Origin of the sequence: Gilliamella sp. BG2, assembly GCF_046635645.1 — a bacterium.
GTDB classification, from domain to species: Bacteria; Pseudomonadota; Gammaproteobacteria; order Enterobacterales; family Orbaceae; genus Gilliamella; species Gilliamella bombi.
In genome coordinates, this window is record NZ_JBIDFF010000013.1 from 24,975 (window position 1) to 49,152 (window position 24,178).

The 24,178-nt window shown below is 34.4% G+C and carries 24 protein-coding genes, 1 pseudogene and 1 riboswitch; of the genes and pseudogenes, 13 read left to right on the forward strand and 12 right to left on the reverse strand.

Annotation, left to right across the window (positions count from 1 at the left end):
* Positions 1-168 precede the first annotated feature (168 nt).
* A complete protein-coding gene (ydiK, locus tag ACGH6Q_RS07060; protein WP_085164160.1) occupies positions 169-1,221 on the reverse strand; it encodes an AI-2E family transporter YdiK in 1,053 nt (350 codons plus the stop codon).
* Between the two features lie 100 nt (positions 1,222-1,321).
* Between ydiK and eco the strand changes: the two genes are divergently transcribed.
* The 6 genes and pseudogenes from eco to ribB all read left to right on the forward strand — a co-directional run bounded on the left by eco (position 1,322) and on the right by ribB (position 7,789).
* A complete protein-coding gene (gene eco, locus ACGH6Q_RS07065; protein ID WP_085164162.1) occupies positions 1,322-1,816 on the forward strand; it encodes a serine protease inhibitor ecotin in 495 nt (164 codons plus the stop codon).
* A gap of 339 nt (positions 1,817-2,155) precedes the next feature.
* A complete protein-coding gene (locus ACGH6Q_RS07070) occupies positions 2,156-3,265 on the forward strand; it encodes an extracellular solute-binding protein (protein WP_085164164.1) in 1,110 nt (369 codons plus the stop codon).
* A gap of 101 nt (positions 3,266-3,366) precedes the next feature.
* Positions 3,367-4,503, forward strand: coding sequence for a putrescine ABC transporter ATP-binding subunit PotG (gene potG / locus ACGH6Q_RS07075; RefSeq protein ID WP_081296719.1), 1,137 nt, complete (start codon positions 3,367-3,369; stop codon positions 4,501-4,503).
* Between the two features lie 321 nt (positions 4,504-4,824).
* Positions 4,825-5,694 (forward strand): annotated as a pseudogene (locus ACGH6Q_RS07080) (ABC transporter permease subunit); the annotation flags it as partial.
* Between the two features lie 240 nt (positions 5,695-5,934).
* On the forward strand, positions 5,935-6,693 hold the full coding sequence (locus ACGH6Q_RS07085) for an ABC transporter permease subunit (RefSeq protein WP_141671718.1): 759 nt from the start codon (positions 5,935-5,937) through the stop codon (positions 6,691-6,693).
* 109 nt (positions 6,694-6,802) lie between these two features.
* Positions 6,803-6,980: riboswitch (FMN riboswitch) on the forward strand.
* A gap of 161 nt (positions 6,981-7,141) precedes the next feature.
* Positions 7,142-7,789, forward strand: coding sequence for a 3,4-dihydroxy-2-butanone-4-phosphate synthase (gene ribB / locus ACGH6Q_RS07090; RefSeq protein ID WP_065589182.1), 648 nt, complete (start codon positions 7,142-7,144; stop codon positions 7,787-7,789).
* Between the two features lie 122 nt (positions 7,790-7,911).
* Here the strand turns inward: ribB and ACGH6Q_RS07095 are convergent, their stop codons facing one another.
* The 3 genes from ACGH6Q_RS07095 to ACGH6Q_RS07105 are packed head-to-tail and all read right to left on the reverse strand — an operon-like array spanning position 7,912 to position 10,143.
* Positions 7,912-9,012, reverse strand: coding sequence for a M20 peptidase aminoacylase family protein (locus ACGH6Q_RS07095; RefSeq protein ID WP_174798032.1), 1,101 nt, complete (start codon positions 9,010-9,012; stop codon positions 7,912-7,914).
* A 14-nt stretch (positions 9,013-9,026) separates the two neighbouring features.
* A complete protein-coding gene (locus ACGH6Q_RS07100) occupies positions 9,027-9,494 on the reverse strand; it encodes a YjiG family protein (protein ID WP_065589180.1) in 468 nt (155 codons plus the stop codon).
* Positions 9,487-10,143 carry a nucleoside recognition domain-containing protein gene (locus tag ACGH6Q_RS07105; protein ID WP_411592469.1) on the reverse strand — a complete coding sequence of 219 codons (657 nt, stop codon included), beginning with the start codon at positions 10,141-10,143 and terminating at the stop codon, positions 9,487-9,489. The genes ACGH6Q_RS07100 and ACGH6Q_RS07105 overlap by 8 nt, the downstream gene beginning before the upstream one ends.
* 559 nt (positions 10,144-10,702) lie before the next feature.
* Between ACGH6Q_RS07105 and ACGH6Q_RS07110 the strand changes: the two genes are divergently transcribed.
* Together ACGH6Q_RS07110 and ACGH6Q_RS07115 are read left to right on the forward strand one after the other, a co-directional pair.
* Positions 10,703-11,026 carry a DMT family transporter gene (locus ACGH6Q_RS07110; RefSeq protein ID WP_296300705.1) on the forward strand — a complete coding sequence of 108 codons (324 nt, stop codon included), beginning with the start codon at positions 10,703-10,705 and terminating at the stop codon, positions 11,024-11,026.
* Positions 11,027-11,050: 24 nt separating this feature from the next.
* A complete protein-coding gene (locus ACGH6Q_RS07115) occupies positions 11,051-11,365 on the forward strand; it encodes a DMT family transporter (protein WP_085164172.1) in 315 nt (104 codons plus the stop codon).
* Positions 11,366-11,458: 93 nt separating this feature from the next.
* On the opposite strand, the gene ACGH6Q_RS07120 is transcribed toward ACGH6Q_RS07115, so the two are convergent.
* Both ACGH6Q_RS07120 and srmB read right to left on the reverse strand, forming a co-directional pair.
* Positions 11,459-12,061 carry a peroxiredoxin C gene (locus ACGH6Q_RS07120; RefSeq protein WP_065589177.1) on the reverse strand — a complete coding sequence of 201 codons (603 nt, stop codon included), beginning with the start codon at positions 12,059-12,061 and terminating at the stop codon, positions 11,459-11,461.
* 131 nt (positions 12,062-12,192) lie between these two features.
* Positions 12,193-13,491, reverse strand: a complete 1,299-nt coding sequence (gene srmB / locus ACGH6Q_RS07125; RefSeq protein WP_411578130.1) for an ATP-dependent RNA helicase SrmB — start codon at positions 13,489-13,491, stop codon at positions 12,193-12,195.
* 362 nt (positions 13,492-13,853) lie between these two features.
* On the opposite strand from srmB, the gene trmA reads away from it, so the two are divergent.
* The 3 genes from trmA (at position 13,854) to ACGH6Q_RS07140 (ending at position 17,383) form a co-directional block, all read left to right on the forward strand.
* Entirely contained in the window at positions 13,854-14,951 is a 1,098-nt protein-coding gene (gene trmA, locus ACGH6Q_RS07130; protein WP_065589175.1) for a tRNA (uridine(54)-C5)-methyltransferase TrmA, read from the forward strand.
* A gap of 361 nt (positions 14,952-15,312) precedes the next feature.
* Entirely contained in the window at positions 15,313-15,999 is a 687-nt protein-coding gene (locus ACGH6Q_RS07135; RefSeq protein ID WP_034914857.1) for a heavy metal response regulator transcription factor, read from the forward strand.
* On the forward strand, positions 15,977-17,383 hold the full coding sequence (locus ACGH6Q_RS07140; RefSeq protein WP_065589174.1) for a heavy metal sensor histidine kinase: 1,407 nt from the start codon (positions 15,977-15,979) through the stop codon (positions 17,381-17,383). Before ACGH6Q_RS07135 ends, ACGH6Q_RS07140 begins: the two co-directional genes overlap by 23 nt.
* Here the strand turns inward: ACGH6Q_RS07140 and ACGH6Q_RS07145 are convergent.
* The 6 genes from ACGH6Q_RS07145 to ACGH6Q_RS07170 form a co-directional block, all read right to left on the reverse strand.
* Positions 17,376-17,576: a YaeP family protein gene (locus ACGH6Q_RS07145; protein WP_065560145.1), complete on the reverse strand. Its 201-nt coding sequence runs from the start codon at positions 17,574-17,576 to the stop codon at positions 17,376-17,378. The two genes, ACGH6Q_RS07140 and ACGH6Q_RS07145, sit on opposite strands and share 8 nt — an antisense overlap.
* A gap of 24 nt (positions 17,577-17,600) precedes the next feature.
* Positions 17,601-18,563, reverse strand: a complete 963-nt coding sequence (rfaC, locus tag ACGH6Q_RS07150) for a lipopolysaccharide heptosyltransferase RfaC (protein ID WP_174798037.1) — start codon at positions 18,561-18,563, stop codon at positions 17,601-17,603.
* Positions 18,563-19,612 (reverse strand): ADP-heptose--LPS heptosyltransferase RfaF, encoded by a 1,050-nt coding sequence (gene rfaF, locus ACGH6Q_RS07155; protein WP_065589172.1) that lies wholly within the window; start codon positions 19,610-19,612, stop codon positions 18,563-18,565. Before rfaF ends, rfaC begins: the two co-directional genes overlap by 1 nt.
* Positions 19,613-19,627: 15 nt before the next feature.
* Entirely contained in the window at positions 19,628-20,554 is a 927-nt protein-coding gene (gene rfaD, locus ACGH6Q_RS07160) for an ADP-glyceromanno-heptose 6-epimerase (RefSeq protein WP_085164186.1), read from the reverse strand.
* A gap of 100 nt (positions 20,555-20,654) precedes the next feature.
* Positions 20,655-21,434: a methyltransferase domain-containing protein gene (locus ACGH6Q_RS07165; protein ID WP_411592471.1), complete on the reverse strand. Its 780-nt coding sequence runs from the start codon at positions 21,432-21,434 to the stop codon at positions 20,655-20,657.
* Positions 21,435-21,437: 3 nt separating this feature from the next.
* A complete protein-coding gene (locus ACGH6Q_RS07170; protein WP_034914875.1) occupies positions 21,438-22,169 on the reverse strand; it encodes a 1-acylglycerol-3-phosphate O-acyltransferase in 732 nt (243 codons plus the stop codon).
* 86 nt (positions 22,170-22,255) lie between these two features.
* Between ACGH6Q_RS07170 and mnmD the strand changes: the two genes are divergently transcribed.
* Both mnmD and ACGH6Q_RS07180 read left to right on the forward strand, forming a co-directional pair.
* Positions 22,256-22,963 carry a tRNA (5-methylaminomethyl-2-thiouridine)(34)-methyltransferase MnmD gene (mnmD, locus tag ACGH6Q_RS07175; RefSeq protein ID WP_411592473.1) on the forward strand — a complete coding sequence of 236 codons (708 nt, stop codon included), beginning with the start codon at positions 22,256-22,258 and terminating at the stop codon, positions 22,961-22,963.
* A 172-nt stretch (positions 22,964-23,135) separates the two neighbouring features.
* Positions 23,136-24,065 carry a hypothetical protein gene (locus ACGH6Q_RS07180; RefSeq protein ID WP_174798042.1) on the forward strand — a complete coding sequence of 310 codons (930 nt, stop codon included), beginning with the start codon at positions 23,136-23,138 and terminating at the stop codon, positions 24,063-24,065.
* Positions 24,066-24,178 lie beyond the last annotated feature (113 nt).

Below are 24,178 nucleotides of genomic sequence, written 5' to 3' on the forward strand. Positions count from 1 at the left end.
TATAACTGTCAAGTTACTTTAGAAACTTGTTTTCTAATATAAGCTAAGCCAGTAAAAATAACACTCCTTTTAATTTGTATGCATTTTAGCTCAGTTGCTTTAAGTTATGTAGCGTATTTAGCAACTTGTTTATGCGCTTATGCTTCTTACTGGGTGATAATAAATTGTTTAAGATTGTTCATCAACCCAAGTTTGAATTATTTTGTAAGTTAAAGCTAGTACGACAGGACCAATAAATAATCCCATTATGCCAAAGCCAAGTAAGCCACCAATCACACCAAATAATATAAGTAAAAACGGTAAATTGGCACCTTTTTTTATTAAGTAAGCTCGCATTACGCTATCTAAGGTGGTTAAGATAATTGCCACAACAATTAATACGATACCAGCTATGGTGTTGCCCGCCCAAAATTGCCAAAAAATGCACCCAAGCATTACAATCACGGGACCAATTTGTGCGACACAACAAATAAATAAAATTAGAGTGAGTATACCTGGTAACGGCATGTCGGTTAATATAAAACTTAATCCACCAATTAAGGCTAAGGTAATGGCAGTAACCACAACACCAAGAGCTACAGCTCGAATGGATTGTCCTGCTAATGTGACAGTGATTTCGCCATATTGTTTTGATAATCGGTTGGCTAGTAGGTAAACGTATTTGGTGATACTTTCGCCTTTTAAAAATAGTAATAGACTAAAAATAATCATTACACCAGCATGAAAGATAAATAGTCCAATATTGGTGGCTTGCTCAAGTAGCCAACCTATCATGGTGCCAATATAAGGTTGTATGCTTGAAACTAAATCAGAGCCATCAGTTTGTATTAAGTTTAACCATTTTTGGTGTAGTTCAGAGCCGAAGGCAGGTACGCTTTCAAGCCAGTCAAGTGTTGGTAGTTTTTGGTGAGATAGCGTTTTTGCCCATTCAATAAGATGGTGACCGTTTTGTGCTACCGAGCTAATAATTAATATGAAAGGTATAATACAAACAAAGGCTAATATCAGAGCCATTACTAGTAGTGATAGCCAGCGTTTGTTAAATAATTTTCGTTGTATTTTTATCATTAAGGGCCAAGTGGCAATTACGACCATCACCGCCCAGAAGAAACCGAATAAAAAAACTTCAACAACACGATAGGTAATAATGATTAGTAAACCAATTATTAACAGGTTTAAAATCAATTTAAGTAAATCGGTAGTATTTTTTTCTGCTGGCATTTTTACACCAATTTTATTAATCTAGATGGTGTTATTATACGCATTATCACTGAAAATTAATACGATGGTGTTTATGATTAATTAGTTAAAGGAGATAAAAATGAAAAAATTATTGTTATTAACATTATTAGGTGTAGCATTAACAGCATGCGCAAATTCACAAAAAACGCAACCTGTTGCACAAAGTGTCAATGATATAGCGCCATTCCCTGCAGCTCAAGTTGGCTATACTCGTTATGCTATTCATTTACCAACTATTGCTAATGAAAACAATGCGAAAGTTGAGGTGATCATTGGTAAAGAAATGAATGTTGATTGTAATTTGCAAAATTTAGGTGGTGTAGTTAAGCAAGAAGAGCTTAAAGGTTGGGGATACTCTTATTACGTAGTTGAAAAGACTGTTGGTAACATTTCAACATTAATGGCTTGCCCTGAAGGTACTAATAAAAATCAATTTGTGACAATCAACCATAATTTAGGTTTGTTTAGCTATAACAGCCAATTACCGTTAGTCTTTTATGTTCCGAACGATTTGCAAGTTAAATATCGTGTGTGGCAACCAAATGCTAAAATTATGCAAGCAAGTGCTGAATAATTTTGTTATCTAATTGTTAATTGGTTGTTCCTTACTCCTTGGGTGGTTAAAATACAACCACTCAATCCTTAAACTTTCAATATTTGATTTTTTAAGTGGACATCTTTAAAAAAAAAGGTATTTTATCCCTCGTAATGCAAGGTTAGCTCTACTAGTTCATTTATGTTATTAATGACTTGTGATTGCCTGATTACCTCGGTTTCGCTAGATGGTTGTTACTTTGATAATTTTTATTATTGTTAACAATGTCGATAGTAAAATTTGGGGGTCCGTTGTGTCTTTGCAATGGGCTTGTGTCTAACATGTAATATCCCTACAACTAGAGGAGAAGTGGTGAGCATGTTTACTCAACGTAAAACAATTCTTTCAATCGTGGCTGGTGTTTCACTAGCGTTATCTCAATCTGCTATAGCTAAAGATCGTGTCGTACATTTTTACAATTGGGCAGGGCAAATTGGTTCTAATACGATTTCGGATTTTGAAAAATCGACTGGTATTAAACTAGTTTATGATGTTTATGATTCTAACGAAGCTCTTGAAGGTAAATTAATGGCAGGTCATTCTGGCTTTGATGTGGTTTCGCCTTCAGATAGCTTTTTAGCTAGACAAATTAAATCTGATATCTATCTTCCGTTAGATAAAAGTAAATTGTCTAATTGGAAAAACTTAGATCCTAATCTAATGAAATTAATGGCAACACATGATCCTGATAATAAATATGCTATCCCTTATGTGTGGATGACAACAGGGATTGGCTATAACATTGATAAAGTTAAAGAGCGTCTAGGTGATAATGCACCAGTTGATAGCTGGGATTTAGTGTTTAAACCAGAGAATATGGAAAAACTAAAAGATTGTGGTGTGGCATTTTTAGATGCACCTACCGAAATTTTTGCTAGTGCTCTTCAATATTTAGGTAAAAATCCAAATAGTACAGATGCCAAGGATTATACTGGTGCTGCCTATGAGCTGTTAGAAAAAGTTCGTCCAAATATTCGTTACTTCCACTCTTCACAATATATTACCGATCTAGCTAATGGCGATATTTGTGTGATTTTGGGTTGGTCTGGCGATATTTTACAATCACGAGATAGAGCTAACGAAGCAAATAACGGTGTGCATGTTGGTTATCAAATACCAAAAGAAGGTGCTTTAGTCTTTTTTGATACCTTTGCTATTCCAAAAGATTCAGCAAACCCAGATGAAGCTCATGAGTTTTTAAATTTTGTTATGAAACCAGAAATTGCAGCACAAGTTACTAACGATGTTAACTTTGCTAGCGCTAATCAGGTTGCTAATGAAAATTTTGTAAAACCAGAAGTGAAAAATGATCCAGCAGTTTATCCAAAACCAGAAGTGATGGAAAAACTATTCACTTTAAAAGTTAAAGATCCAAAACTTGAGCGTATAATTACCCGCACGTGGACTAAGCTCAAAACTGGTAAATAATCGATATTTTGTATATCGAATCTTAACTAATAATCCAAGACGGAGAGGCTGTGAGTCTTTCCGTCTCGTTTTTTTTGGCTTGTTGTTATGAGGAAAAAAGAGTGAACGATAAAACAACAAATCAGGTACAGCCTAAAAAAAAGATGATAACTCCTTTATTGGAGATCAAAAATTTAACAAAAGTTTTTAATGATGATTATTATGCCGTTGATGATGTAAATTTGACTATATATAAAGGTGAAATTTTTGCATTATTAGGAGCATCTGGAAGCGGTAAATCAACACTATTGCGTATGCTAGCTGGTTTTGAGCAACCGACTTCGGGGCAAATCATTTTAGATGGAAAAGATTTATCACAGGTTCCGCCTTATAATCGTCCTATTAATATGATGTTCCAATCGTATGCTTTATTTCCTCACATGACGGTTGAACAAAATATAGCCTTTGGCTTAAAGCAAGATAAATTAAGCAATAGCGAAATTAAACATCGAGTTGAAGAGATGTTAGCGCTTGTACATATGGAGCAATTTGGCAAACGTAAACCACACCAATTATCAGGTGGTCAGCGCCAACGCGTGGCTTTAGCAAGAAGCTTAGCCAAACGACCAAAATTATTGTTACTTGATGAGCCAATGGGTGCACTTGATAAACAACTTCGTGATCGAATGCAACTTGAAGTGGTGAGCATTTTAGAACAAGTGGGGGCAACTTGCGTTATGGTTACCCATGATCAAGAAGAAGCTATGACTATGGCTGGTCGTATTGCCATTATGAATAAAGGTCAATTTGTGCAAATTGGTGAGCCAGAAGAAATTTATGAACATCCAAATAGCCGTTATAGTGCTGAGTTTATCGGTTCGGTTAATATCTTTGATGGTATCTTGCAAGATACGTTAGAAGATGGTTTGATTTTGAGTTGTCCTACTATTAAACATCCATTTAAAGTAGATTATGATTCTCCAGCTGTGGAAGGTGTGCCGATTAAAGTTGCTCTGCGCCCAGAAAAAATCCAATTATGTGAGCAATTACCTGAAGATGGTTATAACTGCGCTACAGGTGAAGTTGTTGAAATCGCTTATCTTGGGGATTTATCGATTTATCATGTCAAATTGCCAAGTGGGCAAGTTATTATTGCACAATTGCAAAATGAGCATCGTTATCGTAAAGGAATGCCAACTTGGGGTGATATAGTTAACTTAAGTTGGGAAGTTGACAGTTGTGTTGTGCTTACTGAATAAACAAAAGAGGATATCATAATGCGATCCATTGTATTGGGATTGTTGTTAAATGCATTTGTGTTGCTCAATGTTTATTGGCGTTTTGTAACAACAGGTGCATTTGACAATTTATTTTTAGATGCGCTATTTACCGCAATGACATTGAGCTTTTTATTGTCATGCTTTGGTTGTTTTTTAGCGCATTATAGGTCGTCTAAATTTGCTTATCGGCTTATTATTGCTGGCAGTATTTTATTTATTCCAGCAGGGTTAGTTGTAATTTTTTATACATATAAAAAATTGCGTCAACAGCGAGATGATTCGGATTTAATGACTCTTTATGGACGGTTAACCGTAATTGCGATCCCTTATTTATGGATGCTATTACTGTTTTTGCTACCATTTTTAATCGTATTTAGGATCAGTTTTTCTGAAATTGCTTTAGCTGTACCACCTTATACTGATTTGTTAAGTTATGACGATGGTTTGCTTAATATTACGTTAAATTTTGGCAATTATTTAAATCTAATTAGCGATACGATTTATATTGATTCGTATTTGCAATCACTTAAGATTGCTGCGATTTCAACCGTGCTTTGTGTTTTAATTGGTTACCCGTTGGCTTGGGCTATTTCTCAATGCAAACAGTCAACCCGTAATATTTTATTGTTGTTAATCATTTTACCTTCATGGACATCGTTTTTAATTCGTGTTTATGCGTGGATAGGTATTTTGAATCCTAATGGTTTATTAAATCATTTTTTAATGTGGTTAGGGGTTATTGATCAGCCTTTGATTATTATGAAAACCTACTTTGCTGTATATATTGGTATTGTTTATTCTTATTTACCATTTGTGGTATTGCCAATTTATACGTCGTTAAGTAAGGTCGATTCAACGTTAATCGAAGCAGCATTAGACTTAGGTTGTAAACCGATAAAGACATTTTTTAAGATCATTGTACCTTTAACCAAAAATGGGGTGATTGCTGGGGGGATGTTGGTGTTTATTCCTGCTGTAGGTGAGTATGTGATCCCTGAATTATTAGGCCCTTCAGAAGGGATTATGATCGGTACACAGCTTTGGACTGAGTTCTTTAATAATCATGACTGGCCAGCTGCCTCGGCTGTAGCTAGTGTGATGTTGATGATATTGATTGTGCCTATTTATTATTTTAATAAATTCCAAAATCGACAAATGGGAGGTAAATAGATGAACAATTTGCCCGTTATTATGCGATCGGCTTTGATTGTTTTTATCTCGTCATTGCTTGGTGCGATTTTATTGAGTATTTTGATTTCATCATCGGGATCGCTTTTGGGTGAATGGAGCTTTTACTATAGCTGTTTTGTTTTTAGTTTCATTATTACCGTTTTAGTTACCATTGCATTGCTATTCCGGTGTTTGAAAGGACTTATCTTTTTGGTGGTATTTTCGTTTTTATATATCCCAATGGTTATTTTGATTGTTTATTCGTTTAATAGCTCGCGTTTGGTGACAGTTTGGGCGGATTTTTCGATCAAATGGTATTTTGAGTTAATTAATAACGAAACATTACTTAAAGCTGTTGGGCTAAGTTTGTCTATTGCTGCAGGTGCTGCAACTTTTGCTGTTGTGCTTGGTACATTAGCGGCTTATGCTATCATTCGTTTTAGAGGATTCCGAGGCTCTAATTTATTTTCGTTTATGACTACAGCACCGCTGGTTATGCCAGATGTTATTACTGGTTTGGCTTTGCTGTTGTTATTTGTGGGAATGGGACAGGTACTTGGTTGGCCAAAAGACCGTGGCGCTATAACTATTTGGATGGCTCATGCTACATTTTGTACAGCTTATGTGACTGTGGTAATTAGTGCTAGGTTGCGTGAATTAGATAAGTCAATTGAAGAAGCTGCATTAGATCTTGGTGCAAATCCTTTAAAGGTATTTTTTATTATTACACTACCAATGATCGCACCAGCGTTAGTGTCAGGTTGGCTTTTAGCATTTACATTGTCACTTGATGATGTGGTTATTGCTAACTTTGTGACTGGACCAGGTGCTATGACGTTACCTAAATTGATATTTTCAAAAGTACGTTTAGGGGTTGATCCTCAGGTTAATGCTTTAGCAACAATTATATTGCTAATTGTTGGTATTATTGGCTTTATTTCGTGGCTATGGATGCGTAAAGCCGAACGGCGTCGCATAAGTGAAACTCGTAGGCATTAATTAAACTCTGCTCTTTCTATTATTGCCGCTGTTTGCGGCAATATTTCATTTTAAAACTCCGTGTCTTTTTTATCATTTTGTATTATAGTGTGATTCGTCAATTTTTTGGCAAAATTCTCAGGGCGGGGTGTAAGTCCCCACCGGTGGTATAGCCCACGAGCGCTTAATTTATTTTGTTAACTGTGGTAGTTGTTTTATTGCTCAGTTAGATTTTGATAGATTAAGGACAAGCAGATTTGGTGAAATTCCAAAGCCGACAGTAAAAGTCTGGATAAAAGAGAGTTGCTTATCTTTCCAATATTTGCTGAAAGGCAAAGTCATGCTGGTCAAGCACTGCCCTGATTCTGGTATTTTATTTATACTTAATTAATTAGATAGCAAATAGCCATTTGATTTTAATTAGATAAATAATGAAATAAATGAGTTAATAAAAATATAGGTATTTACCATGAATCAGTTTAATTTAAATGAATTTGGAACGCCCATTGAACGTGTTAAAAAAGCAATTGCTTCTATTAAAGCCGGTCAAGGTGTACTAGTTTTAGATGATGAAGATCGCGAAAATGAAGGTGATATTATTTGGGCTGCCGAGTCCATTACCATTGAACAAATGGCTCTAACTATTCGTTACGGCAGTGGTATTGTTTGTTTATGTTTGCCTAAAAAACGCTGTGATGAGTTAAATTTGCCTATGATGGTAGAAAATAATACTAGTAAAAATAATACAGCATTTACCATCTCAATTGAAGCGGCTAATGGAGTTACAACAGGTGTATCAGCCGCTGATCGCGTTACGACTATTAAGGCTGCTGTGAATGATAACGCCAAACCAAGTGATCTTAATCATCCAGGGCATGTGTTTCCTTTAGTTGCTAAAGAAGGTGGTGTATTAATTCGCCGAGGTCATACTGAAGCATCTATTGATTTAGTGACATTAGCGGGTTTAAAGCCTGCCGCAGTATTGTGTGAGTTAACCAACGACGATGGGACTATGGCAAGAGCGCCAGAGGTTGTTAAATTTGCTAATGAGTATCATATGCCAGTTGTGACGATCGAAGATATTGTTGAATATCGTAACTATTTGGCATTGAAGTGAAAATCCTAACTTAAAAATGTTAAGTGCTTATCAACAGTATTATACAAGTTAGGGAAAGATCTTTTGTTTGTGATTTAAATCATCTTCCGCCGAAGTAAGGTATCGGCGGAATAGGGTGGAAATTAGCCAAGTACTTTTAATGCACAAGCTTTGGTTATTTTGACTCCATTTTCTAATGCTAAAGTGTCAAACTTCATTTCAGGATGATGTAATCCTGGTGTTAGATCAGCTCCTAATCCCCAAAAACCAGCTTTGACATTACGTTCACAAGGATAATTGAAAAAGTCTTCTCCACCTGGGGTGAAAATAGGTTCTTTTAACCCCTCTTTGCCAAGTACATCGACAATGGCTTCGGCAATAATTTTTGTGACATCATTATCAATTTCCGCGGCTGGAATTTCTTTAGTGACATTGATATCCACTTTCGCACCGATAGATTCAACACTGAGTTTTATCGCATTTAACGTTTTGGCTTTTAGTTCATCCATGGCTGGGTTAGTTGGCGCTCTTAGATCCCAGCATACATATGCTTCGGATGGAATAGCATTGGTGACTCCAGCATCGCAAATGCAACGTGTGGCTTTAACACTATAGTTTAAGTTAGGTGCAAGGTGAATGGTGTTAACTGCTTGAATGGCCAGTGTTGCTGCATCAAGGGCATTAACGCCTAAATGAGGTCGAGCACCATGTGCTGGGATACCATGAATATTTACTTCAACTGTGGTGGATGCTGAATAGTACATTGCCGTTGCAGCAAAGCCTTTTGGACATTCATCTTTTGGACGTAAATGTAAACCGATAATCATATCAACATCATCAATAGCTCCTCCTTCAATCATAGCTAAAGCACCTGTTCCAAGTTCTTCGGCAGGTTGGAAGATGAGTTTCAATCGACCTTTTTTGATGTTACCTTCTTTTATTAACTCTTGTGCCGAGCTTAATAATATTGATGAATGGCCATCATGACCGCAGGTATGTCTTGCGCAAGGTTCGCCGTTAATAATATGTCCTAGAGCATCCATATCTGCCCGTAAAGCGAGTACAGGGCCAGTTTTGCCGCTATCGTATTGCGCAACAATTCCTGTTGTGTTATTGATGTTGCGAGTTACTTTATAGCCTGCTTGTTCAAGTTGCTGTGCGATATATGCCGATGTTTTGTGTTCTTCAAATCCCAACTCTGGAATTTGGTGTAAATACTGATAATGTTCTAAAACATTAGACATGTTTATCTCCTTTATTAAACAAAAAATCGCATAATAATCATTGAAACTAATGCATTAAAAATACTGGTTAACATGAGTAATGGCCAGTATTTTTTTGGTACATCGGCAACGCCTAATAATCGTCCCATATACTGTAATTGTGAGCCCATTAAGAAAATAGCTGGGGCTAATATGGTTATTGCTGTTGGATTGATTGTTCCTGCGGTAAATAAGTTAACTGCAACGCCTGTACCTGCTGATGCTGATAACCATGCAGTTAGTAATACGGTAATTGCTTCGCCAGGTAGGCCAAAAATCTCCATTACTGGAGCACAATAAGTTCCTATTAATTGCATTATACCTAAACGTTTTAGTATTTCGGTGATTACAAATGCCATTAAAATATTGGGCATTAAATTATTAATAGCAATGTTGAATCCTTTGCGAGCACCGATTACAAAAATATCTAAAGGGTTATTAGTTTGTTTTTGTGAATTACTCATTGATAAAATCCTTTTTATAAATTGTATTTAATACTAAGCGAACCATTACTGAGCCTACAAATTTAAGCACTAACATGATGACAAGAGGAATAAAAATAGCTACAGTCATTGAGGCAAATAATGCCGAACCAATCGAGAAGTAGTTATTAATTAAACCCGCACCAGAATATTGCCAAGCACTAATAATGATAAGGTCTTTTTTAGTAATTTGCTTTTCGTCATATAACTCTTTAGTTAATACAGCACCAGCATCAGTGCTTTGTAGGTCGGTAATTAATGCAAGTCCAGTTTTACCTGGTACACCTAAAATTGGTTTTAATAATGGTGTTAATAATTTATGTGCAGCACGAATGGTGCCGTAATGGGTAAATATTTCTAACACGCCTAGCGCTAACATAACCGTAGGTATAAGTGATAAGGCGAAAATAAAACCAGCTCTTGCACTGTTACCTCCTTCACCCACAAAAGTATTTTTTTCAGGATGTAGCATAGTGCCAAATTTGCCGCTTAAGCTGGTAAAATCAAACGCTCCTAGCCATTCTTTACCTTCTACATTAAAAAATAAGCCTGAAAAAAATAAAATGGCTACTATTAGTGATATATAGGCTTTTATACCAACTTTAAATTCATTATCTGTCTTTTTTGACATGCTGCCTTCCTTTTTCCGAATGTTTAAAAAATATTAAGTATTATTACAATTAACAATATTTAATAAGTATAAAATGTTTATTATACAATTTAGTTAAAAAATGCCTCAAAAGTGGTTTTTAGCATTCTATAACTATTTTAGGTTAAATTGAAAAAGATATAACATTTTTTATTTTTTTCTAATAAATTACAAATCTTTATTATATCTTGCATAATTAAGTATTATAAAGAGGTGAATTGGTTAGCTTGTATAAGCTCTCTAACATTGAATTGTGTAATTTTGTCCTTGCCATTTATATATCTTCATTATAGAATTACTTACTTATTTGAAAAATAATAATAAAAATTGTGATGATGTTTCGTGAACGTTAGGCGTTTTGGTTTAATGGATAGGACCATATAACAATTGATATCTTTTGGCGGCAAATTCTATTTGCGAACCATCTTTTGTCTTGTCGTTGCTTTTAGGCAATAGGGCATAATCAAGCATTATACTTAAACACATTGCAGCAGAAAATTGATTACGACATAAAATAAAGTAGCATAAACGAGGTAGCTATATGTTTAGCATGAATAAAGAGTGGGCATTTGTGGTGCTAACCTGCTTTTTTGAAATATGTTGGATTTTAGGATTTAGCATCGCAACCGAGATTTGGCAATGGGTTATTATTGTATCGCTCATTATTATTGATTTTACTTTTTTAACCAATGCTTGCAAGACAATACCTACAGGTACGGTTTATGCCATATTTTCAGGTGTTGGTGCTGTCGGAGCAACGCTAATTGATATCTTACTTTTTAATAAAGAGATTAAGCTAATTCAACTTTTTTTTGTGGCGATAATTATTATTGGTGTTGTACAACTAAAACGTGCCGATAGTTAATATTTTAATAAGGATAATTTAATCATGGGATGGCTGTTAATATTAATTGCATCAGTTTTTGAAGTAATTGGTGCTATAGGCCTTAAATTATATGCTGAGCAAAAAGGTCTATTTAGATTGGTTTTATATTGGGGAGGTTTTTTTGTCTCTTTTGTGCTTTTCTATTTTTCGCTCCATTATCTTGAATTGAGTGTTGTGTATCCTGTTTGGGTTGGTCTTGGGACTTCGGGTGCGGTGTTAGCCAATATGCTGTTATTTAATGAGCCTAAGAATTTTCCTCGTATATTTGGTCTCACCATTATTATCGTTGGTGTTGTAGGATTACATGCCACTCTATAATTAATTGCGTTTATATATATAAAAAAACCGGAGATTAACTCCGGTAACGCAAAGCGTAAAATAAGATATGGATGAATAAAAAATTGTACTGAATTAAATTTCGTCAGCATGCTGTTTTAAGAAACTTGCAACGCCATTTGGATTTGCTTGCATGCCTTTTTTACCTTTTGTCCATTGAGCAGGGCAAACTTCGCCATGTTCTTCATGGAATTGGAAAGCATCAACAATACGAATCATTTCGTCAATGTTACGTCCAATTGGTAAATCGTTAATTGTTTCATGGCGTACAATTCCTGATTTGTCAATAAAGAACGAAGCTCGCAGTGCAACTCCTGCTTCAGGATGTTCAATACCATAAGATTGCATAATTGAGTGTTTGATATCTGCAACAATTGGGAATTTAACTTCACCAATACCACCTTTATCTTGTGGAGTATTGCGCCATGCATTATGTACATATTCAGAGTCCATTGAAACACCAATTACTTCAACACCACGTTTTTTGAATTCTTCTAGACGGTGATCAAATGCAATGATTTCAGATGGGCAAACAAATGTGAAGTCCATTGGCCAAAAGAACACAACGGCATATTTACCTTTGATATGTTGTAATAAATTGAAATTATTAACAATTTCACCAGTACCTAAAACTGCTGCTGATGTAAAATCTGGTGCTTTGCGAGTGACTAGTGTCATAGTATTTCTCCTTTATAATTAACTGCAACTCATGTAGCGTAGCATTATAGCAATTAAAATCTATTGTCAAAGTTGTTATAAACGATTGGTATCATAAGTTTAAGCTATTAAGTTGTGATTATTATTCGGTATTAGTTATTGATTTTCGGTTTGCCTTTATTTTTTGTGTCTCGATAGCGTTGTTTTATCTTTTTCTTTTTTACTTGTTCTTGCTTTTTGTTCGCACTTTTTTGTTTTGCTTTTTGTGAATGTTTTTTCTTAGTTACTGGTTTTGGTGCTTTAGTTTTAGGGCGTAATCCATCAATCGTTCTTAATTTGATTGGTTCCTTAATATAGCGCTCAATTTTTTGCAGTAGTTCGTTATCATGCGCTTCGACTAGCATAATAGCTGTGCCTTTTTTCCCTGCTCGAGCGGTGCGTCCAATTCTGTGTAAATATACATCGGCAGTTTTGGGTGCATCAAAATTAATAACATGAGTAATATTGTCAATATCAATACCTCGTGCAGCAACATCGGTTGCTACAAGTACATTGACAGTATTATTGCTGATCCTTTTTATTGCTTCATTGCGTTTTGCTTGTACCATTTCACCTTCTAAATAGCAGCTATGGATACCAGCTTGGTGTAGTAAGCTAACTAATTCATGCACACGTTCGCGTTTACGAACAAATACAATCGTTTTTTTTAATTGTTCTTGTTTTAATAAGTGAATAAGAAGTGCCACTTTATGAGTTAAATCATCGGCACGATAATAAAATTGCAGGATTTTTTTACGTTCTTTGCGTGAAGGCTCGGCATTGATTTCGATTGGATCAGTCAAAATGCGGCTAGCAAAGTTATGCAGTCCTTCACCTTCCAGTGTGGCAGAAAATAATAAAGTTTGTTTACGCCAACGGGTTTCGGCAGATATCATTTCGACATCTTGTGAAAAACCCATATCTAACATCCGATCAGCTTCGTCTAAAATAAGCATTTCAACTGCTCGGCAGTCGAAGTTTTCTTCTTTTATATACTGTAATAATCGGCCTGTTGTAGCAATAACAATATCTTGGTTTTTACTAAACACTTCAGCGTGATTCATATAAGCAACACCGCCAGTAATAGTTGCAATGCTTAAATTTGTTGATTCGGTTAATAATCTGGCTTGCTCAGCAATTTGCATGGCTAGTTCACGCGTTGGCGTTAAAATCAAAATTCGTGGTGGACCTGGTTTACGGCGTGGAAAATCGAGTAGATGTTGTACGGCCGGAATTAAAAAAGCTAGCGTTTTACCTGTGCCTGTTGGTGCAGAACCTAAAATATCTTTGCCATCTAAAGCAACAGGGATTGTTTGTGTTTGGATTACGGTTGGAGTATTTATATTTTGTGTTTGGAGATTGTGAATTAAAATATCATCTAATTCTAAACCAGAAAAAGTGTGTGTAGTCATAGTGTTCTTTTCATCTAAAATTATAAGGCACATTATAACGTTAATCGTTGTAACTACAATCAATAAAAATGTGATGGAATATTATTTTATTTTTATGGAGCGATTAATTGTAAGGTAGTTATTGCAGTGTAAAATATAGTTTTATGTCTAAAATTAGATGTTTTATTTAAGCAAAACTTATCATTGTTAGCTGTTTGTGATAAGATACGCATCCGTTTGCGATAACATGCATAATGATTATTTATGCTACCGAGGCTAAATTGGTTTAAATAATTAATGTTTAATTATTTTGTGGCTTAACACGGATTGGCTCAAATTTCCATATTAAATAATACTTCTTTAATAACTATCAGATAATGAATATGACTGAATGTTTCTCGAACGATAATTATAATCAACAGTTGAAAAAAAAAGTAGATAATTTAAAAGCATTATTATCAGATTTTTCACTGCCCGAATTATCGGTATATTGTTCACCTATTAGTCATTATCGTATGCGTGCTGAGTTTAGGATCTGGCATGATGGTGAAGATCTTTATCATATTATGTATGATAAAAAAACAAAAAAACGAATACGGGTTGATGAATTTCCTATTGCAACAAAACTAATTAATCAAGCAATGCAAACCATTTTACCTTTGTTACAACATAATTTGTTACTTCGCCATATGCTGTTTCAAATTGATTATTTTTCGACTTTAAGTGGTCAGCTATTAATTACGCTTTTATATCATAAAAAGTTAAGTGATGGATGGATTATAGAAGCAAAAAAATTAAAAACTCAATTAGCTGAACATGGAGTAGTTGCTAATATTGTAGGGCGAGCAAGTAATCAAAAAATAGCCATTGATGTGGATTATGTTGATGAAGTGTTGCCAGTAATGGATAAAACGTTTATTTATCGACAAATTGAAAATAGTTTTACTCAACCAAATGCAGCGGTAAATATTAAAATGCTACAGTGGGCCATATCGGTTACCAAAAATTCAACTGGTGATTTACTCGAATTTTATTGTGGTAATGGTAACTTTTCAATTGCTCTAGCACAAAACTTTCGCAAAGTATTGGCTACTGAAATAGCTAAAGCGTCTGTTTATTCAGCTCAGCATAATATTTTAGTTAATCAAATTGATAATCTTGATATTGTACGGTTGTCAGCCGAAGAATTTACTAGTGCAATTAAAAAAGAACGAGAGTTTAATCGTTTAAAAGGAATCAATTTGGATGAATATCAATGTGATACGGTACTTGTTGATCCACCACGTGGGGGAGTGGATTTAAATACCATTAATATATTAAAAACCTATAAAAAAATTATTTATATTTCGTGTAATCCTAATACATTGCGTGACAATTTACAGTTATTGACTAAAACACATTCAATTCAACATTTTGCTATGTTTGATCAATTTCCTTATACAGATCATGTCGAGACGGGTATTGTGTTGTATAAAAAGTAAAAGGAAGTAATATTCAATGTAGAGTATTTTTGTTAAAATATACTCAATTCGTACCTAACTAATTGTTGTTTCGGGTGTATGTAAACTTGCATCGATCTATAACAAAAAAAAACCCTAGATAAACTAGGGCTGCATTAAATTGCAAGGAATGGATGAAAGGAAATAAAACAATGAAACAATAATGTCTAGCCTCATGAATCATTGTGTAGCTACTATAACAAAGATAAACCAACTAATTAATGACATTATGATTACAAAATAGTCATTAAACCATCATGATTGGTTTGGTGTTTATCATTTATTCTATAGCTGTGTTATGCAATTACGACAACCAGACAAATAACAAAGGAAATATTCAAGTATGAAATTGTTAGTAGTTGAAGATGAGCAAAAAACAGGTGAGTATCTTCGTCAAGGTTTAGTTGAATCTGGGTTTGTTGTTGATTTAACAAATAATGGTCTTGATGGTTATCATAGAGCCATGACAGAAGATTATGATCTAATTATTTTAGATGTGATGTTGCCCGATATAGTTGGTTGGAAAATTGTTCAGTCACTGCGTGAAGCAGGCAAAGAGACACCTATCATGTTACTTACCGCTATGGGAAGTGTGGATGATAAAGTTAAAGGCCTAAACTTAGGTGCTGATGATTATCTAGTAAAACCTTTTTCGTTTGCTGAGTTATTAGCTCGTGTGAAATCTATGCTCCGACGTAATGTCCCTCAAGTCAATAATTCCCAATTGAGTATTGCAGATCTGGTCATGGATCTTCCTAAACGTATGGTAACACGTGGAGATAAACGCATTGATTTAACCAATAAAGAATTTTTGTTATTAGAATATTTTTTACGTTATCCGGGGGAAGTATTACCACGATCATTAATTGCATCTCAAGTTTGGGATATGAATTTTGATAGTGATACTAATGTGATTGATGTTGCAATTCGGAGATTGCGAAATAAAATTGATGCTGATTTCGAGCCAAAATTGATTCATACAGTCCGTGGAATGGGGTATAAGTTAGATGTCTTGGATGAAACAGAATAAGTTAATATCATTTCGCTTGCCTCTTATTGTTTGTTTATTAACCTGCGGTTTACTTTATTGTTTTAGTTTTTTTATTGAACGTTCTTTTGAAAAAATTTCAATCCAACAAAATGTGTCCGAACTTAATTCGGTTATTGATTCTATAGAACGTGAATTAGTTTACTATTCCCCAGATGAGAATCGTGACGAATTTATTCAAAATTTATTATTAATTTTGACAGGACATCATCGCCTATTTGTTTATGTTATTGATGAGAAAGGTAAAATTGTTTATCGAACACGTGGTCCTAATCTAACCGTTGCTAAAAATCATATTGATTTTGATACCATTATTGCAAATCACAGTACCGCTATTTGGAATCAAGATAAAGCATCATATCGAATTGCCGCTTCACGAGTTTCGATTGAAAATGGTAGACAATATACCACTATAGTTGCTGTTGGTCGTGATTTACATCTCGAATTCATTCGGCGATTACACGATGGTTTAGGCTTGCTTATTGCTATTGCTTGTATTTTGGCCTTAATTGGTTCTTTTGTCAGTGTCTATTTTACCCAAAAACCAATTAATCGGTTGATTAAAAAGATCGAAAAAGTTAATTTTAAAAGTCTAAATTACCGTATTCCTGCTTCTTTAGTACCAATTAAATATGTTAGTTTAGTGAAAGCATTCAATGAGATGCTTAATCGGATAGAGGATGTGTTTCAGCGGCAACGTAATTTTACAGCAGATATCGCTCATGAGATGCGAACGCCTATTACCAATTTAACAACTCAAACGCAAATAGTACTGAGTAATGCCAGAACAACTAATGAATATCGCGAGATATTATATTCAAATTTAGAAGAATACGAAAAAATGTCACAGATGATTTCTGATATGTTATTTTTAGCACAAGCAGATAATCGTCAATTGGTGCCTAATTTAATCGATATTGATTTACATAGCTTGATCACAATGATGTGTGAATATTTTGAACCACTTACCGACGAGAAGAATATTGCCTTTAATCTTGAAGGAAATTGTTCCCATATTCAAGGTGATAAGATGATGTTAAGAAGGGCAATCAGTAATATTTTATCCAATGCAATTCGTTATACACCTGAAAATCAGACTATCACTATAATTTTAAGTCAAGTAAGTGAAAAGCGAGTTCGAATCATCATTTCGAATCCAGGCAAGAAAGTTGATAGTAAACATTTGCCACACCTTTTTGATCGGTTTTATAGAGTTGACGAATCACGTCATCGTAATGATAATTCAGGTACAGGAATAGGGCTTGCTATCGTCAAATCCATTATTGAAACACATAAAGGTTCAATTTACGCTGAGTCTGATGAGCAATCAACCCGTTTTATTATTAATTTACCAACCACTATTTAACATCAAAGTCGCTGATCAGTAAATTAGCCGCTGCATAAGCGGCTTTATCTTTTAGTTCTTGTGGGACATTTTCGTTACGAACAACTTCGTCTAACACTTGCATAACAGCGCCTAAGGCATCATCAATATAACCGAGATCATTACTGCCAATTTGTGCGTATTTTTCATAAATAAGATCGCTATATTTATTCATTAAATTCATTTCTTTTTATTCCACTTATAAAAAGCTAACTAATTGTTTATAAACTTGTTCAGCTTGAATGGTTTGCATGCATTTTTCATCTGAGATAATACTAAATTGATTTTTTCCATAGCCACCAATCAATTTTGGATCGGTTTTGCCAAATAAAGTAATATTTGGACGATCCAATGCAGCAGTTAGATGACTTAAACCTGTATCTACCGAAACAACGGCTTTTGCTCCCGCAATAACGGTTGCTATATCGGAAAGTGAAAGCTTGGGAAGTACCTCTACGTGTTGGAATCCTTGTGCTAGACGAATTGCTCGTGCTTGCTCATGTGGTGCTCCCCAAGGTAATTTTATTTTTAACCCAGTAGGCTCAACTAATTTAATTAATTTCCGCCAGGCATCTTCACTCCAGTGCTTTTCATCTCGTGTTGTTGCGTGTAAAAAAATTAGATATTGCTGATTATCGTTAGGTAATGAAGATAAAAAGTGACGCGCAATAGCATAATCACCCATTGAATCAGGTAATTTATATTGTAGGCTTTTTGCAAACAGTAATCTAACGCGTTCAATAGCATGCATTTGTTTAGGTACATTGTGTTTTACATCATAAAACCAACTAGCAATTGGTTCTTTGATACTTTTGCGATCCAAACCGTGTTTAATACCCCGTGCTTTACGAGTAATAAGAAACGCACTTTTAATGAGTCCTTGTGCATCAATAATCACATCATAACGTTGTCGTCTTAAGGTATTAATAAAATCATGGCGCTCTTGACGAATTGTTTTAGTGAACCAATTTTTTCGCCAGCGTCTTATTGCAACCGGTATCACTTGGTTTACAGCAAAGTGCCAACTAGGTATTTGGGCAAAATTTTCTTCTACTACCCAATCAAAGGATATATTTGGTAAATTGTTAGCCGCATCAGTTAATGCCGGTAAAGAATGAAGTACATCCCCCATGGATGATGTTTTAACCACTAATACTCTCATTATTCTTTACTCTTTTTACAGCGCATGATGAGTTTCATCAAAGTTTCGAAAACAATATCGGGTTTAATATCGATCAGACTTTGATGGTAACCTTGTTCTGCATCGCCTTTACGGACGCGGTGATAACCGGTAATTAAACGGATAACTTCGGCTTTATCTGATAGTGGAGGGGTAAAATCTGGACTACTTGGCCCATAAAGAGCAACCAGTGGTCTGTCTAAAGCTGCTGCAATATGCATTAGTCCAGAGTCATTAGTTACAATGGCTTTACAAGCAGCAATTAGGCTAACAGCTTGTTCTAATTGTGTTTGACCTGCTAGATTGATACATTTATCGCGATGTATCATTTTAGCAATAATTTGTTCTCCTACTTTGCGATCATTTTTGGACCCAAAAATAATAACTTTAGCGTGCTGTTTAACTAGCATATCAGCAAGTGCCGCGTAATGATAATCGGGCCAACGTTTTGCAGGACCAAATTCAGCACCAGGACAAAAGCCAATTAATGGTTCATCTTGTGTTATAGTAAAAGTTGAAAGAGCTTGGGTTATTTCATTTTGTTCGACATTGAGTTTTGGCCATAGTAGTGGTTGTGGTAAATCGGAAGCCGAATGAATCTGTCTATTAGGATAAGCAAGAGCAATATAGCGTTCAATCATCAACGGAAATGCTTGCTTATCAAGTTTACGAAGATCGTTTAATAAACCATAACGCATCTCGCCTTTCCAACCTGTACGTTTAGGAATTTTGGCAAAAAATGGAATCAGTGCTGATTTGAATGAATTAGGTAATACAATAGCATGATCATAATGGTTATCACGCAGTGATTTACCTATTTTATGACGTTTTTTTAACGCAAACTCACCATGGCCTAATGGCATTGCAATTGCTTGATTCACTTCTGGCATTTTATTTAATAACGCTCGACACCAAGCCGGTGCTAAAACATCAATTTCGTTATTAGAATCAAGTTGTTTTAATGTACGATACAGGCTTTGCGACATCATCATATCGCCAACCCATGAAGGACCAATAATGAGTGTTTTCATTTAATCAATTCCATCTTATTGTTCATTGAGCCATTTCATATATTCAGCAGTTCCTTCTGCAACATTCTTAAATTCAATTGGGCATTTAGTTTTTCTAAATTTAGTCAGATCTGCTTGGGTATAGCTTTGATACCGTCCTTTTAGATGTTCAGGAAAGGGGATATAATCAATTTCATCTTTTTTATGGTAAGTAAGAACCGCATCAGCGACAGCTTGGAACGACTCTGCTCGACCTGTTCCACAGTTATAAATTCCTGATATTTTATTTTTCCAGAACCATAAATTGACCGCAACGACATCACCAACATAAATAAAGTCACGTTTAAAGTTTTCACTACCTGCAAAGAGTTTTGGTTTTTCACCTTTATTAATTTGTTCATTTAAGTGAAATGCGACACTTGCCATGCTACCTTTATGTGATTCACGTGGTCCATATACATTAAAATAACGGAATCCACAAATTGGCGAATTAGCTTGGGGTAGTAATTGTCTCACATATTGGTCAAATAAGAATTTAGAATATCCATATACGTTTAATGGCTTTTCGTAAGTGCGATCTTCAATAAAGTTATCACTGCGCCCACCATAAGTAGCGGCTGATGAAGCATATAAAAATGGAATATTGAAATCGAGACAGTAATGCAACAAGTCTTTAGAATAGTCATAGTTATTTTCCATCATAAACTTGCCATCCCATTCTGTGGTTGACGAACAGGCACCTTGATGAAAAACAACATCAATATTAAGATCGTCATGACTAATAATAGCTGCGATAAACTCATCTTTGTCCATATAATCGGCAATATCTAGATCAGCTAGATTAGAAAACTTGGTGCCGTCAGTTAGATCATCAACCACCAAAATATCTTTGTGCCCCAGGTCATTCAAACCTTTAACAATATTACTACCAATAAACCCTGCGCCGCCTGTTACAACAATCATGATCATTTTCCTTAATCAATAAAACTAATCTGCTTATAATAGCGATTTATGATAAATTTTTCGAGTGCTCATTTAAAAAAGCATGGGCAAGACGAGTTTTTTATGAATTCACTTTATTTTTTGCAGTAACTAAAATATATCTTGCTAAATTAAGATAAGGTTCAGTTTGGCAGTATTTTTGTTCCAGTTCTAATAGTTGTACAAAATGAGTTTCTGCTTTGGATTTATTGATTAGATAGTCATGAAAAATACGAATCCCTGTTTTTTGCAAAATATCAAAATCAAGTTGTGTAAGCCAGTGATATACGTCTGTTGGAACTCTTGGATAATCGGGAGAAAGTGTCTTTTTCTTACGCTTAGCTAACCCTGATTTTGTGTAACCAAAATTGCCTAATGTGACCGTTTTAAACAAAAGCGCATGATAGTTATAAAACATTAACGATAAAAAACCATCAGATTTAATGTGTTGTTTTAATGACTTTATTAATTCAATTGGTTCAGCAACCCACTCTAATACAGCATGACAAATGACTAAATCAAACTTTTTGTTTATTAAGTTATCAAGCTGCTGAATAGGGCAGCATAGACAATCTATATTTATCTTTTCGGATTGAGCTTTTTGTTTTGCCAGTTCTAGCATTTGTTCAGAGATATCGCAAAGCGTTACTTGATGCCCAAGTTTGGCTAGCCGACAGGCGATCTGACCTTGCCCTCCACCTGCATCTAGAATATTTAATGATTTATTGTGTGGATAGGTAGCTAAAACTTTTTCTAGTTCTTGCCATACTACCGCTTCGCGAATTTGACCTTTGGTTGTGCCATAAATATTTTGTGCAAATTTATTGCTGATATCATCAAAATTACGATTTTGTTTATTCATGACTTATTTTTGATTGTTTAGTTGTTCTGCTTCAGCATTTATTTGCTCTATTTTAGTTGCCATTTGGCTATAGCACTGTTCCATTAAGGCTCTAGCATCCTCTTTGCCTAGATTTTTGGTTTCGATAGGTTCTAACATTTCAACAATGATATGTCCATTATTTAGGCGGTTTAATTTAATATTATTGGTTTGCGATACACAGATTGGCACAATTGGTACTCCAGCAGCAATGGCAGCTTTAAATGCACCTGTTTTAAACGGTAATAATCCCCGTCCACGGCTACGAGTACCTTCAGGAAACATCCAAATAGATATGCCACGCTTTTTAATTTCATTAACAACTTGTCCGATTGTGTCGTGAGCTTTTGATTTATTATTACGGTCAATAAGAATGTTACCTGTAAGATAATAAAGTTGCCCAAAAAAAGGAATCCAAGCCAGACTTTTTTTACCTACTGTTACCGTTTTAGGTTGCACAACATCACCAGCTACAACTATATCATAGTTATCTTGATGATTCGCAATATAGATACAGCTACCTATTATATTGATATTAGGAGGCGTACGAGTATCAACTTTTACTCCCAATATAGGTTTGAATAGAAAGCTAAATAAATGAGCAAATCTTGCTACATTTTTGGGATTTCTTGGGTTAAATAGGCAAAAAATGACGCCTAAAACACAAACGATAATACCAATTATAACACCACTAATTAAGCGAAAAAGAAATAGCATAATTTACCTCATAAGTTAATTTACGTATTATATACTTAATCTAAGCTAATATACAGTTCGTTAACGGCTTCTTCTAAAGGGTGATTATGTATAAACCAACTATAACTTGGGACGAAAATCAAACTCCTGTCTCTACCTATTTCGATGATGTTTATTTTAATACTGAAGGCGCAATTGAGGAAACCAGATATGTATTTGTTGAAGGTAATGATTTACGTCAGCGTTTTTTGAATCACAAGCAAGATACATTTATAGTTGGCGAAACAGGCTTTGGTTCAGGGCTAAATTTTTTGATTTTATGGGAAACATTTTTACATTTTAGAAGTCAATACCCGAATCATATACTTAAACATCTTGCATTTTTTAGTGTTGAAAAGTACCCGTTATCGTTAAATGAATTAATAAAGATTCATAATAGTGTGCTTTTTAAAAATAAAACATTACTTTCATTATCAAAACGACTTCAGGCTTTTTTAATTGATTCTACTTTCCAGTTTGACGATGTTAGTTTAAAGATATGTAATGATGATATTAGCAATTTTTCAGATTTTTTAATAAAGCAAAATGTTTTGATTGATGCTTGGTTTTTTGATGGGTTTTCACCAGCTAAGAATCCAGATATGTGGTCAGAACGTTTATTTAAAAATTGTTTTAGCCTGACAGCATCTGGTGGTAGTTTTGCTACTTTTACTGCAGCAGGATTTGTTCGTCGTCGTTTAATTAATGCAGGATTTATCGTTCAAAAACGAAAAGGCTTTGGTTCAAAACGTGAAATGTTAGTTGGCTATAATTGAGTATGTATATTTGTTACAGTCTTTTTGCAAATTAGATAAACAACATGAGTAATTTCCACTATTAAGTAATTTTCTAGAAATGATAAGGTAATTCATATAAAATATTAAACAATAATAATTTATTATTTATACTATATTTATGAAAATAAAAGTAAGTTAAATAGGAGAATAGATGAAAGCCTTAAAAAACGTTTTACTTATATTAACCACCGCTATGGTTTTAACTGGTTGTGAAGAAAAAAACGAAGAATATTATTTAAACAATATAGACTCAGCAAATAAAAAAGTAGAGCAATGTAATCAGGATCTAAAAAAGGCATTTATGGCAAGTGATAAAGGCGGTATCGAAAAGGTAGAAAAAGATCCTGAATGTCGTGCTGCAATGTCTGCAATTAAAAAAGACAAAAAGATAAAATATGAATTAGAAAACAAACGGAAAGAAGACGAAAGAAAACAAGCAGTAGATTCTGAAATGAGTGCTATTAAAAAACAAATTTCTGGTATGTCGTGGGGCGAATCAGTTAATGAATATTTAAAGGTAGATGAATGTAAAAGTAGTTTTTCATTTAATAAAAGCCCGAAATGTGAAGCTTGGGAAACGATTTATAAAGAAAAAGTAGATGAAGGTAAAAAAGAGTTAAAACAACTATCTTTTAATGAAATTAAAGCAAAAATGCAGTCTTTATGTAAATTAGACAAAAGAACTGGTTCTAATTGTAGTGTTGCCGAAAAAGCGTTAGAGGAAAAGGCGACTGATGAATTAGCTAATGCTGATATTCAAACCATTGAATCAAAAAAATCACTATACTGTGCAGATGATCTAGTTTTTTTACCAGTTTGTAGTATTAGTTGGGAAAAAGCATGGAAAAGAGAAAATGATAAGTACATTAAATTCTATACAGAAAATAATGCGGAATTTATTACTACATATAACTCATGCATAGATAAATTAGAAGCAGTTAAATCTCAAAAATTAGACTGGAACAAAGAAAGTAAATTACAAAAAGCAATAAAAGAAGGATACCCTTGTAGTCAGGTAAAGGATGCTTACACGAAAAGGGGAATGGGATATTCTTGGTTTGATAAAAAAATTGAAGAATAACCTAATAGTAGCTCCATGTCAGACAGGAACAAATTATGTAATATCAAACAAAAACGAATGTTGATAGCACTTTTTTACCGTTGAAATGGCTAACCTTATATGCAGCTTAGTTA